At 35.6% G+C, this 13,358-nt stretch carries 15 protein-coding genes; 2 read left to right on the forward strand and 13 right to left on the reverse strand.

Translation table 11 applies throughout. The annotated features are described in order from the left end of the window. Window positions 1-404: 404 nt before the first annotated feature. Window positions 405-1,223, reverse strand: a complete 819-nt coding sequence (locus LRP83_RS19400; RefSeq protein WP_230498362.1) for a phosphotransferase family protein — start codon at window positions 1,221-1,223, stop codon at window positions 405-407. Window positions 1,224-1,622: 399 nt separating this feature from the next. On the opposite strand from LRP83_RS19400, the gene LRP83_RS19405 reads away from it, so the two are divergent. After that, a complete protein-coding gene (locus tag LRP83_RS19405) occupies window positions 1,623-1,817 on the forward strand; it encodes a small, acid-soluble spore protein, H family (RefSeq protein WP_230498363.1) in 195 nt (64 codons plus the stop codon). Window positions 1,818-1,859: 42 nt separating this feature from the next. Here LRP83_RS19405 and LRP83_RS19410 read toward each other — a convergent pair whose 3' ends face one another. Further along, window positions 1,860-2,384: a GNAT family N-acetyltransferase gene (locus tag LRP83_RS19410; RefSeq protein WP_230498364.1), complete on the reverse strand. Its 525-nt coding sequence runs from the start codon at window positions 2,382-2,384 to the stop codon at window positions 1,860-1,862. 775 nt (window positions 2,385-3,159) lie between these two features. Between LRP83_RS19410 and LRP83_RS19415 the strand changes: the two genes are divergently transcribed. Continuing rightward, on the forward strand, window positions 3,160-3,621 hold the full coding sequence (locus LRP83_RS19415) for a CcdC protein domain-containing protein (RefSeq protein WP_230498366.1): 462 nt from the start codon (window positions 3,160-3,162) through the stop codon (window positions 3,619-3,621). Between the two features lie 63 nt (window positions 3,622-3,684). Here the strand turns inward: LRP83_RS19415 and LRP83_RS19420 are convergent, their stop codons facing one another. The 11 genes from LRP83_RS19420 to LRP83_RS19470 all read right to left on the reverse strand — a co-directional run. Further along, window positions 3,685-4,191, reverse strand: coding sequence for a DoxX family protein (locus LRP83_RS19420; protein WP_230498367.1), 507 nt, complete (start codon window positions 4,189-4,191; stop codon window positions 3,685-3,687). A 238-nt stretch (window positions 4,192-4,429) separates the two neighbouring features. Continuing rightward, window positions 4,430-4,828, reverse strand: a complete 399-nt coding sequence (locus LRP83_RS19425; protein WP_230498413.1) for a nuclear transport factor 2 family protein — start codon at window positions 4,826-4,828, stop codon at window positions 4,430-4,432. Between the two features lie 96 nt (window positions 4,829-4,924). Then, the gene (locus tag LRP83_RS19430) at window positions 4,925-5,443 is read right to left on the reverse strand and encodes a GrpB family protein (RefSeq protein ID WP_230498369.1); all 519 of its coding nucleotides are present in this window, start codon (window positions 5,441-5,443) and stop codon (window positions 4,925-4,927) included. Between the two features lie 120 nt (window positions 5,444-5,563). After that, window positions 5,564-5,983: an arsenate reductase (thioredoxin) gene (gene arsC / locus LRP83_RS19435; protein ID WP_230498371.1), complete on the reverse strand. Its 420-nt coding sequence runs from the start codon at window positions 5,981-5,983 to the stop codon at window positions 5,564-5,566. 33 nt (window positions 5,984-6,016) lie between these two features. Continuing rightward, the gene (locus tag LRP83_RS19440; protein WP_230498372.1) at window positions 6,017-7,315 is read right to left on the reverse strand and encodes an arsenic transporter; all 1,299 of its coding nucleotides are present in this window, start codon (window positions 7,313-7,315) and stop codon (window positions 6,017-6,019) included. A 15-nt stretch (window positions 7,316-7,330) separates the two neighbouring features. Next, a complete protein-coding gene (locus tag LRP83_RS19445) occupies window positions 7,331-7,678 on the reverse strand; it encodes an ArsR/SmtB family transcription factor (RefSeq protein WP_230498373.1) in 348 nt (115 codons plus the stop codon). A gap of 170 nt (window positions 7,679-7,848) precedes the next feature. Further along, a complete protein-coding gene (locus LRP83_RS19450; protein ID WP_230498374.1) occupies window positions 7,849-8,352 on the reverse strand; it encodes an arsinothricin resistance N-acetyltransferase ArsN1 family A in 504 nt (167 codons plus the stop codon). A gap of 97 nt (window positions 8,353-8,449) precedes the next feature. Continuing rightward, window positions 8,450-11,032, reverse strand: coding sequence for an ABC transporter permease (locus LRP83_RS19455; protein WP_230498375.1), 2,583 nt, complete (start codon window positions 11,030-11,032; stop codon window positions 8,450-8,452). Then, complete coding sequence (locus tag LRP83_RS19460; protein WP_230498376.1) at window positions 11,029-11,712, reverse strand: ABC transporter ATP-binding protein; 684 nt, start codon at window positions 11,710-11,712, stop codon at window positions 11,029-11,031. The genes LRP83_RS19455 and LRP83_RS19460 overlap by 4 nt, the downstream gene beginning before the upstream one ends. A 116-nt stretch (window positions 11,713-11,828) precedes the next feature. Beyond that, window positions 11,829-12,833 carry a sensor histidine kinase gene (locus LRP83_RS19465; protein WP_230498414.1) on the reverse strand — a complete coding sequence of 335 codons (1,005 nt, stop codon included), beginning with the start codon at window positions 12,831-12,833 and terminating at the stop codon, window positions 11,829-11,831. Between the two features lies 1 nt (window position 12,834). Further along, the coding region (locus LRP83_RS19470; protein WP_230498377.1) for a response regulator transcription factor at window positions 12,835-13,358 on the reverse strand (524 nt) is incomplete at its 5' end.

Raw genomic sequence — 13,358 nt, forward strand, 5'->3', positions numbered from 1 at the left:
CCCTTAATTACGAAATAGCACTGAAAATAGCTTAAATAGACGGAAGGATTCCGGCTATTTACTCAAAAAACGTCAAAATGGGTCATTTCGCTTTGCTTAACCGGAAAAACTCCGCTTATATACCCCGAACCAAGCCCTATTTGGCAGTTTAAGGGAAATAGTTCCGCTTATTTTAAATTATCACTGGTTACTTAGAAACTTCCTAAGAATTGACATCGCAATTAACACTTAATTTTGAGTGTCCCATAAGTTTTGACCATTAAATTTCTTGTGTCATTACTGGTTTTACTTTTCTAAAAAAGGTATAAACAATCCTTATGTGAAAGGGAAATGGCATTCGTCAATTCGTACGCCATTTCTGATGTCAATTTACCATTATGCACCTCAAAACGGAACGGTTTAGACTATTTTAAGCTATGGCTTTCTTTTAAACTATTTCTTATTATCTTAAGCAATATCTCTTTTTCAGGTTTAGGAATACCTTCAATTAATCTTGCGGCCATAACAGGTAATTGCCACTTTTCAATGTCTTCAATGGAAGTGCTTGTTAATTTCATGTAGGAATTTATATAAAATTTTGTAAAAAGATTCCTAAACACTTGGATCAAGAGTTTTGTTGTTCTTGGCATGGTTGGCGGTAAAAAAGCATATCGCATGATTATGAGAGTTCTTGCAACATCACCACATGGATTCCCTACAGTTCCAGTCATCCAATCAAGAATCTTAGCACTACCATTTGCTAGAATAATATTGTCAGTATGATAATCTCCATGGCAAATTTTGTTTCCTTCTGGCAAACGAGATAAATAATTTATTATCAGATCCTTTTCCTGTTGAGTTAACAAATCGGTGCCAGAAATATTCCTAGAAATATACGCTTTTTGAGACGGTAATTCATCGCTACTTTTTTCGTGAAAAGAAGCTTGTAACTCAGCAAAATAACGACCATTTCGTTTAAGTAAGTACGGTTTTGCTGATAGTTGTTGGGTAAAGCTGTTCCCATTCACTTTTTCATATATGATCCCTATTCTATTTTGATATTCTATTATTTCACTTACATTAGGAGAAGGAATCTTTAATTGGTGAATTAATCTACTAATCTCAAATTCTCTTTCAATATCTTTTACTGGTGTTGTCTCGAAAAACAGCTTAAATACTTCATTCTCACCCCATTGAAAAACTTCAGCGGTATTACCCCTGCCAACCAGTTGTCCAACTGTCATTTATACACCTCTATTCTATTATTTGCGGCAAAAGACTCATAAAAAACCCTCCACAGTACGCTTGAGAGGATTAGTAATTGCGTGGCAATCTTTCTTTTCAAAGCAAAGTATGACAAAAAAGAGTTAATAGGAGTACAACTTCATTAAAAATGCTTTACTTTTTATTCCAAAAGTTTAAACAAATAATATTACGTTCTTTCTTTCATGTCAACCAAAAATATCCAATATTATATTGCGTATCAAAATCATTTGCCTATCAAACAGTCAAAGTATGGAAAAGCAAAGAGTTTCTTATGATAAACATTTAATATTCAATTTTTTTGGATCGTCTCAGATTTAAAGTTAGTAGACGGATTAATGTCTTTCTAATTGGGGATATTAGTGTTGAGGTGAGCATCAATGGATTTAATGCGTGTAAAAGAAATCTTATCTACTGAAGAAGAAATAGCCGTTCATTATCATGGAGTACCAGTTTGGATTGAGAGTATTGATAATACATCAAGTATGGCAATGGTTTCCGCTAGAGGTGTACATGATTATAGTCGACTTGTCTCAATAGATGCTTTAGATGAGGCTCCCAATTCCCATCCTTAGTCCTATGGGAATTACTCACATCTAAGGTAAAGGATTCCGCACCTAGCGATAGATGCGGACGTTTGAAGGATTATTATTGACTGTATATGTATAGAATTTTTTATCAACCTTTAATACTGGAAAGCTTTGAGGTAACATAGTATCGTTAATTTCCACAAAACCATTTTTTTCATAGAATCGGTGGGCTGCTAAAAACTGAGGTGTTGTCCCTAGATAGATGGCTTTAAGGGATTTTTCTTGAGCCCATTTTAGTGCTTTCTCCAATAAAAGACTTGCAGTCTTGTATGTTTGTCCACGATATCCTTTATGGACAAACATCTTTCGTAAGGCAACTTCATTATTCCCTATGTCTAAGAGACTAATCGTTCCAACTACTTGATCATGATACAGAGCAATCCAAAAGTTACCGTTTCCTGTTTGATAAAACGATTCGATTGTAAATAAATCGGGTTGATCTTCTTTACTAATCGGAATTTGGAATTCCTGCTGCTGGATTTGAAGAATCAATTCTACAACTTGTTGCTGGTAATGGTCTTGATATTCCTTTATGATTGGAATTTGAATCATTTTATAGCACCGCCAATTTTTTATGATAGTTATATTTCAGGGACTGCGTTGTTTTTAGCTTGGAACTGTAGCCTAAACTAAGTAAATAAGAATTTCTAAAGTTAATTATGTCCACAAGAGACACCTTTTGTCACTTTTTTTGTTCATTTTCGTGGTTCTGACCAATAGAGTTCGTCTATCGGACATTTTGCAGATTGGTTAGAGTGGTTTTGTCCGATAGAGAACTTCTATCGGACACTTTGATGTTTGTTTAGTGTGGTATTGTCCAATAGAGCTCTCCTATCGGACACTTTGCTGGTTGTCTAGAATGATTTTGTCCAATAGAGACCTCCTATCGGACACTTACACGGTTGTCTAGAATGATTTTGTCCAATAGGGCCCTCCTATCGGACACTTTGATTATTGTCTAGAGTGATTTTGTCCAATAGAACCCATCTAACGGACACTTTACTTAGTACATACCTCAACTCTTTTCTAATTTTCTCAAACAAATACTGTGCCCCATATAGTAAATAAGCTTTATAGAGTATATAGATTATTAATACGTATTCCATTCATTTTGATTTTTTAAAAATAAATAGTTGTAAATACCTAAAAAAAATGTTATTTTTACCATGGAACTTTATGGAAAATCCCGTTATATTCTATATTTCTAGCAAGGAGTATATCTCCTAATGCGATGAAAACTGTTGAAGAATGTTTAACATACAATCTCACTTGAATAATTCGTTTACTTAGCTATCTATAAAAATAAATTCTAGAAAGGTAATTTAATATGAACTATAACCCAATTCTTATCATCATCATCTTTGTTGCAGCTTTTATTTTTTATCGACAAATCATCTCGATGTACAAACCTATTAAAGGTAAAGGAGTTCGAATACTTGTAACCCTATTTTTGTTAACACCTGGTTGGTCATTAATTATGAATCCCAATGCTGAAGTAGCTCCATTAGAAGTTACGATCGCGTTATTATTCGGATTTTTACTTTCCATTCCTTTAATCCTTACGACCGGTTATGAACGTCGGGAGGATGGGAGTATCTATGTAAAGAAAAGTTTGGCATTCATCTTTTTATTTTTAACACTTTTCGCAATACGGTGGACCCTTCGAGGGATTATAGATATGGATTCAGATTCGCGAATGAAGCTTTTTTTCATCACTGCCTGTGCCTATCTAATTCCTTGGAAAGTTCTCAGTTTTTATAAGTTTCGTAAAGTTTACTTAATGAATTAGGTGTAAATATAAAACGTAAAAGGTTGATTCATTTGAATCAACCTTTTACGTTTTGTGCTACAACTAGGCAGCTATTTTTTTGCCTTCTACGTCTTTACCAAATCTTTTCTTGAAGAAAGGTACTACATAACGATCAAGTCCAAATACTCCAGCATTATAGCCACCGACCATGATTAGTACTCCCATGATGATGTCAGTTGGGTTATGACTTACAGTACCAGATAACAAGAAGCTAAAGTTCATGACTACCGCGAAGAAAGCAGCTACAGAAGTTAAGCATCCAAGAATTAAACCTAAACCAACTAAAGTTTCTCCCCAAGGAATTAAAGTATTAAAGATATCTGCATTTGGAATCGCAAAGCTTTCTAGGAAACTTACCCAGCCACCATACACAATTCCATCAGGACCAGTGACTGGATTTGCCACAGCCCCTTTTAAAAATCCACTTGCATCAAAGCCACCAGTCAATTTGTGAATCCCAGCATTTAACCAAGCATATCCTAAATAAATACGAATTAGTGTAAACAGAGCAGCAGCAATTTTATTATTTCTAATGAAATTTACCAACATGTAAATCAACTTCCTTTCTATTGATAATTTAATTTAATGAATGATTACACTATCAATATACAAGAAAACGAGTAAACAATGTTGGCGTATTAGAAACCTTCACAAATCCGTAAAAACATTATGTCAGACCGTTGAACGAACAAGAATTTAGAACCTCCTAAAACATAACCTTCTTAATTAAATCAAAAAAAGCATTCCTTATTGCAGGAATGCTATCGTCGTATTAAATATTAACCTGTTAAAACATCCCATTTTCATTAGGAGAGTTTTCAGGAATAGCTTGACCTATATCCCATAATTCAACGATTTGGTCATTTAGGAAACGGAAAATATGGACAACAGCCACACCAAGCTCCTCAGGAGTTTGTTTGATATGGGAGTAAACCGTTACAATATCATGCTCTCCGATTACACGTTTAACCTCCAGTACCTTGTTCGGATTCTTTACCGCATTCTCTTCCATTGCAATCATAAGTGCTTCTGCATCGCCACGAAAATAAGGATTATGGTGACAAAAATCAGGACCAATGTAATTGTTGTATGCTTCGCGAACCTTTCCAGAAGCTACGAGTTGTAGAAATGAGACTGCTTTTTCTTTGAGGGATTGGGTATTAGTAGACTGCTGTTTTGTAATCAATTCAATCAACCTTTCTTACAGTTGTTAAAAAACTTGGAATAGCCTTACTATATCAGACTTTTAACGTTCATATCCAATATCAAACAGTAGTCAACTTCACAAAGTGCAATTTTTCTCAAACCACTTTATTGCTAGATGCTCCATTTCTTTGACAAATGATTTTTTGGCTGGGCTATATTCGCTAGTGTTTTCGAAACGACTAGCTAATTCTTCTTTAAAGCGACTATATCTAACCACCTCTTCTGGATGCGCACGCAAATAATCGCGAAAAATGATATGACGTTTAATTTGTGGGTTATCCTTTTGATAAAAATGAATATGATGAGTTCTGTTCTCCCCACCTTTTCGAAATAACCTTCTACCTTCTATCCCCCATTCTCCTGCAACATCATAACCGAGTGCATCCATTTGGTCATTAAAAGAATCAACCTTATTTATGTCGTTAACGATACACATCATATCGATAACTGGTTTTGCCTTTAAACCATAAACCGAAGTACTACCGAAATGTTCAAATTTAATTATTTCATCACCAAAAATACTGCTCAGAAATTCAGCCTCTTGTTGGAACAAAAAAGCCCAGTTTTCACTGAATTCAGTTAGTCTAACTTTCATTTGTTTCCTCCTACCAGTTTCATTGTTTAATAATTCTTCAAAAGCCTACACAATATCCTCCTTTTTTGGTCTGTTTTAAAAAAAAATAGCCAGACCCTAGAAGGGACCTGACTTTTTCATTTATTCTCCTGTTTTAGCAAAACGTTCGATTCTTTCACCAATTTCATCACGAACTCGTTGGAAAAATGCCCATTTTTCTTCTTCTGTTCCTTCCGCTTTGGCTGGGTCATCGAATCCCCAATGTACTTTTTTGACATGAGGTGGAGTTACGGGACAGTGGTCAGCTGCATGTCCACACAACGTGATGACCAAATCAGCATTGTTTAGAATTTCAGGATCGATCACATCAGAAGTTTGATTTGAAATATCGATTCCGATTTCTTTCATTGCATCTACAGCGTATGGATTTAATCCATGCGCTTCAAGTCCTGCACTTTTAACATCCCATTCCGGGCCAAAATGCTTCTTAGCCCAGCCCTCAGCCATTTGGCTGCGGCAAGAATTTCCTGTGCATAGAAAATAAATTGTTTTTTTAGCCATGTTGGTAAGCTCCTTTAAATGTATGATTTATTTTTAAGAAATAATTATCAACCACATATATAGACCAACTAGCGTAATAAACAAAGTCGGTATGGTTAAGATAATTCCTGTTTTAAAATAAGTGCCCCATGAGATTTTTACCCCTTTAAGTGACAATACATGTAGCCATAGTAACGTAGCGAGAGACCCAATCGGCGTAATCTTCGGACCTAAGTCTGAACCGATGACGTTCGCATAAATAAGTGCTTCACGAATTACGCCAGTTGTATTCGTTTCGGCTATCGCAAGGGCATCAATCATAACGGTTGGCATGTTATTCATGATGGAGGAGAGTATGGCGGCAATAAAACCCATCCCGATTGTAGCTGCAAATAATCCTTGGTCCGCTGTCATCTGGATTAATTCTGCTAAAACGGACGTTAAACCAACATTTCTTAAGCCATAAACAACTACATACATTCCAATTGAGAAAAAGACGATAGCCCATGGTGCGCCTTTTATGACGGTTTTAGTATGAACAGCTGGACTTTTTCTTGCCATAAACAAAAAGAATATCGCTGCAATGCTTGCAATAATGGAAACTGGGATTCCAGTGAATTCACTTGCAAAATATCCTAGCAGAAGAACTCCTAAAACAATCCATGAAAGACGAAACATTTTTGGATCTTTAATGGCTTCAACAGGCTTTTTCAATTGAGCTATATCATATTGTTTAGGAATACTTTTTCGGAAATATAAATATAGAACTAAGATACTTGCTCCTAGTGAGAAGAAGTTTGGAACAATCATCCGAGAAGCGAATTCTGGAAAGCTGATTCCAAAAAAGTCAGCCGAAACAATATTCACTAAGTTACTTACTACAAGCGGTAGCGAAGTTGTATCGGCAATAAATCCACTTGCTATAATAAACGGAAAAACCATTTTTTCTTCAAACTTAAGGTTACGAACCATGGCAAGAACGATAGGAGTTAGAATGAGTGCTGCTCCATCATTAGCAAAAAAGGCAGCCACCAATGCTCCTAAAATGGAGACATAAACAAACATTAACACCCCATTTCCTTTCGCTGCTTTGGCCATGTGTAAAGCTGACCACTCGAAAAAGCCAATTTCATCTAATATAAGAGAAATGATAATAATAGCTATAAAGGCTAATGTGGCATTCCACACAATCGATGTCACGTCTATCACGTCGTTAAAGTCAACGACTCTCACGATTAAAGCTAGCATTGCACCTCCACAAGCTGACCAACCAATAGACAGACCCTTTGGTTGCCAAATAACTAAAATAAGTGTTACTAAGAAAATCAATGATGCTAAAATGACTGCTGTCAATGTACAAACCTCCAGTTAATCACACGAAATGCGTAATCCCTGTTTTTCTAGTTGTTGTAGTTTAAAATCTTGATTGGGCAGATGTTCTAATAAGCTACAAACAAAGGGATAATATTCACTTTCTTTATTGAGCGAGTAGATAATCCATTGTCCTCTCCGAGTTTCGCCAACTAAACCGGAATCTTTTAGCTTCCTTATATGCTGACTTATTGCAGGTTGGCTAGCATTAAACATAGCGACAAATTCACATACACAGCAATCGTGACTGTCTAGGATTTTAATCATCGTCAATCTTGTTTTGTCACCGAGTAACTTTAAAATAGTTGCTGCTTTTTCTAAATCAACTTTAGAAATGGCTGCCATCGTTACGCCTCCTAACATATCCGGTAATTAGTATATAATAATTTGCTTATATACTTCAACTACATATGTAACTAAGTTTATATAGCTTACTAAACATAGTTGCTATATTGTAAAAAAGAAAACAGCCTACCTCTATTTTTGAATGGATATTTGTCAGTGGAGTACTCTTTTTATAATTCCATTAATAGTTTTTCCATTGCCATAACATCGACATACTGACCGTCTAAGATGCCTTGATTTTTAAAAATGCCCACTTCACGATATCCTTTGTTTCTATATAATCCTTGGCCTAATTGATTAAATGGAAAGGTGAAAAGAATGATTTTATGAAACTCTTTTTCTATAGCGATGATTTGAATTGCGTCAAGTAACTTCCCACCTATTCCCTTTCCTCTGTTTTCCCTTGAGACATAAAGAGATAAATCAGCAACACCTAAATAAGCAGCTCGACTGTTATAAGGATTTAGGGATGCCCACCCAAGAATTTTATCCTCTTCTTCTGCCACAATAACTTGATATCGCCCATTATGTTTGTGAAACCAATCCTTCATAAAGCAGTAATCCTTTGTTTCCGTTTCTAAAGTAGCAATTCTATCTTCAATTCCTTGGTTATAGATAATCTGGATGGAATCAATGTCCTTTTCAGTAGCTAATCTAATCAATGGCTCTACCATGTTAGTGTCCTCCTCGTTTCATTCAATTTTATTATTCTATTTTACATCCTTTGAAAGCAAAAAGACGAGTCACTATTCGTGACTCATCTCCTATTTTCTATATAATCTCCTGCTTCAACGCATCAATGATATTATCTTTCTTCACTTTGCTAATCGAATAGATCATGGCTGAACCTACAATGATAAAAATGGCTGCAATGACATAGAGAATACTCATCCATGGCAACGCGAATCCATATTCGAAGGTGTTCCCCAATCCCCAGTAAATCAAACCCATTACCCCAATACTAAGCGGTAGCCCATATAGTAATGAATTGATTCCATAGAAAATACTTTCATAATGAATCATTTTGTTAAAGCCCTTTGGTGTCATCCCAACTGACTTTAGCATGGCAAATTCACGTTTGCGAAGTGAGATGCTCGTGGAAATGGTATTAAAAATATTCGCAACCGAGATCAATGTTATTAAAACAATAAAACCATACGTAAAAATAGACATAAACATAAGTAGCTGTTCATTTTGCTGTTTGGATTGATAAACATTGTATATATGTGTATTGGCTAGTTCTAATTTTTCTAGCTCTTCTTGTGTCTTCATAGGGTCAGTGGTTGTGAGATAAATTTCGGCTTGAACTTCGTTTTGGACCTTTTCGTTAATCAACGAATTCAGCGTTGTTTCAGATACAATGATATCTAGACCACCAAGATAAGGGTTGTAAGTCCCCATTGGGACCTGATCTGTTAAGGCGCCAATCTTTACTTTATTTAGAAATTGCTCTTCTCCATTTTCATTATTTAAGGTAAATAGATCGATGACCTGACCTGGCTGAGTGTTAATCGCTTTCGTTTCAACAAATTTTCCTTCTTCATAATCCTGATAGGAAATCTGATCAATCACAATTGCAGTTGGATCATTAGGGTTTTGTAGACTATCCAAATCAGCTCCAACTTGGGTGGCATATGCCGCAAAACTCTTATCATCTAGACCATATAAAATAATGTAATAAGGATATTTACCATCTTTTAGAATCGCTTTATCATTCTTTACATTTTTCTCTAATTCTTTAGCCATCATGGACTTGTCAATCCAGGAATTAAGTTGAAGTCTATGAACGATAATGCTATTTGTAACATATTTCACACTTGTTAACTTATTTAACTCTTCTTCAACTGCATTTGGACTATAGATACTAATATCAAAATTAATATTTTCTTGAGAAAGCTCTAATGATTTTTTTAAATTAGCAGTAAAAAAGGAGACGGATAAGAAAAGGACAATACTAATCACGAGTGAAAAGACGGTTGCACGATATCTTTTCTTGTTTCTCTTCATATTTTTCAAACCAATTTCTGCTTCAATACCAAATATCTTACGAACTAACTTAGACGTTTTGACAGCTTTACCTGATAGTTTGACATCTTGGGTTTGGCGGATAGCATCAATCGCAGAAACCTTCGATGCTTTTCTAGCAGGTAAATAGGTAGAAATAAAGATTGTTACAATTGAAATGATACAGGAAACTAGGATGGATAGTGGTGTAACGACTACCATTAATTGTTCAGACGATCCAAGTACACCTTCTAGATAGGTATTGATAAACCAAAAGGTTGCACCAATACCAACCATTCCTGCTATGATTCCAATTGGTATGCTAATCGCTCCAATGATCGTTCCTTCAAAAAATACAGAATTTCGCTTCTGTTTCTTTGTTGCCCCTACACTTGCAAGCATACCCAAATGTCTAGTTCTTTCGGACACACTAATTGCAAAGGCATTATAAATCAATGCAACAGATCCTACGATAATAACAGACATGATTATAGCCGCTAATGAATAGAGTGTTGTTCTTAGATTATCACTGTCCGTAACTCCGTAGTATCGAAGTAATTCATCGTGATATTTGACTTTTTCAATTTGATTTTGTTTAACTATTTCTTCTGCATGTTGATAAAGTGAGCCGTTTACCTTTTTCAAAATTACTGAGGCATCCACTCGCTCACCATTCTCCAAATTATTTTGATCCACATAGCTAATCACTGTATAGCCTGGTGACCATGAAGGTTCCCATGAAGGACGTTCAATTATCCCAACTACTGTAAAGGTTTTCGAATTTTCCATGTTAAATGTTTCATATAGTTCTCCTTGATTTTGTTGCAGTGGATCATTTTGCCCAAGAGCATTTTTTTCACCAGCAAAGTATCGCTGCCCAATATCCAGTGTAATTTGATCGCCAATTTTGTAAGTTACTTTTGCATTTGCTGAAATCTCCTTTGAAATGGCTATTTCATTATTTGCATGTGGCATTCTCCCATTTATTACTTTTATCGGAAAGTTTTCTAGTCCCTTTTTATTAAATTCCTTTATAAATAGATAAGGCTTTCTTTTATTTTGTGAACCTTCTAAATTCGCATATCCACGATCGCTAGCAATGATTAATTCCTTCGTAGCGTTATCCTTTTCTATTGCTTCGATCTGTTCCTTGTTCACATTAACGTATTGAACATGCCATTCACCAGCATCTGCGATCGTTTGTCTTTTCATTAAATCTAAAAAGGAAACACCGAGAGTGGTTACTGCCGTTACCATGGCGACTGATATAATAACACCGATAATGGTAACGAGTGTTCTTCTTTTATTTTCCTTCAAATGTCTAATGGTCAGTTTATTCATGATGTTCATGGACGGATTACCTCATCCTTGACGAGCCTTCCATCTTCAATGGCAATGATTCGATCTGCTTGTAAGGCAATTCGCTCATCATGAGTAATCACAATGAGAGTTTGGTTATAGGTTTTATTAAACATTTTTAGGAGCTCCATGATTTCGCCACTATTTTTACTATCTAAATTACCTGTCGGTTCGTCGGCGAGCATTATGGCTGGATTACTTATCAGTGCTCTTCCAATCGAAACCCGTTGCTGCTGACCACCAGAAAGCTGATTTGGCAAATGCTTCAAACGGTTTGTTAAGCCCAATGTTCCGACCACATGATCCAATTGTTTTTTATCTACTTTGTGCTCATCGAGTAACATGGGTAACGTAATGTTTTCTTCTACTGTTAGTATGGGAATTAGATTATAAAATTGGTAAATCAATCCGATTTGACGGCGTCTGAAAATGGCTAACTGGGTTTCATTAAGCTGATAAATATCGGTATGATCGATTAGGACATTCCCGCTTGTTGGTCGATCGACACCGCCTAGTAAGTGAAGTAAGGTTGATTTTCCTGAACCAGAAGGTCCAATAATGACGACAAATTCTCCTTTTTTAACTGAAAATGATACATCATCAAGCGCTTTAACGGCTGTTTCACCGTTTCCGTAGATTTTAGACAGATTTTTAATTTCTAATATATTCATTAGTAAACCTCCAAATGGTTGATGTTGGCTTTAGTATATCTGCCTAAAATGACACTCCGGTGACTTTTTGGTGACAATATAGTCACTTAAGACCATTTGAATTATGGAGGACACGTTTATATCACCTGTTTAAAGATTCTAATTTGAAACCTTGATCCTTTCCCTTCCTCACTTGTAACCTCAAGTGATCCATTTTGGGATTTAATAATAGAGTAAGCCATCGCTAAACCGATTCCAACACTGTCCTCTCCTGCATTTTCCCCTTTGAAAAAGCGTTTGAAAATATAAGGAAGATCTTTTTTCGATATTCCTTTTCCATTATCTTCAATGGCTATTTCAGTAAATAAGGCATTTTCAGAAAAAGATATGGAAATCCGTCCACCTTCCAGGGTGTGCTCCACACAATTTTTTAAAATATTGATGATGGCTTCTACCGTCCAGTTAAGATCTCCAAGGAATGATACTTCGTCTTCCCCGTTTACCAACAAAGTTTGTTCTTTTATATCCATTGGAATTAATACTGTCTCCACCGCTTTTTGAATCAACTGGCGAACGACTACTTGATTCTTTTTGAACCTTATCGTACCTGCGTCTATTTTGGATAACTTTAATAAAGAGGATACTAGCCATTCCATTCTTTCTAATTGAACACGAATATTACGGGTGAATTCCACGCGTTTTGTCTCATTTAGCTTCGAATCATTTAATAAATCCGCCATTACCATCATGGATGTAAGCGGAGTTTTGAGCTGATGAGAGATATCTGATATAGCATTAGTTAGTTTAATTTTATCCTCTTGTAAAAGAGAGCCATGCTCTGAAAGCATTAACGTGACTTTATAAATGTCATTTTTTAATATACTTAGCTCTCCTTCGTCATTATCTCTTATATCTAGTGAATATTCCCCGTTGCTAATTTGTCGTAAATAATTTGATAGCTTTTCGATTTCCCGATATCGCCATGCTGTAAAAGCTAGACTACAGCTAATTAGTAAAACGGTAGTGATAAAGGTAAATATGGCAGCCTTAATGGAAAAAAGGAATGCAGCAAGTCCAATTGCTATAATGCCAATTATGCTGAGAACTAGAAGTAAGATTTGAATTTCCTTATTACGAATCAGATTAATCACCCACCTTATATCCTATACCACGTACGGTTCTAATAATCGTCGGATTTTGTGGATTGTCCTCTAGTTTTTCTCTTAATCTCTTGATGTAAACGGTTAGCGTATTATCATTTACAAAATCACCGGCTACATCCCATATACGTTCTAAAAGCTGGCTTCTAGTTAACACTTGTCCAATGTGATTAGCAAAAATCAGAAATAGTCGATACTCTAATGCCGTTACAAATACTTCTGTACCATTTTTGTATATTTTCCCTTCTAATGTATTAATCTTAATATTTTCGATTTCAATCACCGATTTTGTCTGAATTTGCTTGTCATAACGGCGAAGAACAGACTTGATTCTAGAAAGCAGCTCACGAATACGGAATGGCTTTGTAATATAATCATCCGCTCCCATATCAAGACCCATAACAACATTCACCTCATCATCAAAGGCTGTTAGAAAAATAACGGGTTTATCCGATTGGGATTTAACAAGTGCACATAAATCGTAGCCACTCCCGTCTGGTAAGTTCA

Source organism: Pseudoneobacillus rhizosphaerae (genome assembly GCF_917563885.1).
Lineage (GTDB): Bacteria > Bacillota > Bacilli > Bacillales > Cytobacillaceae > Pseudoneobacillus > Pseudoneobacillus rhizosphaerae.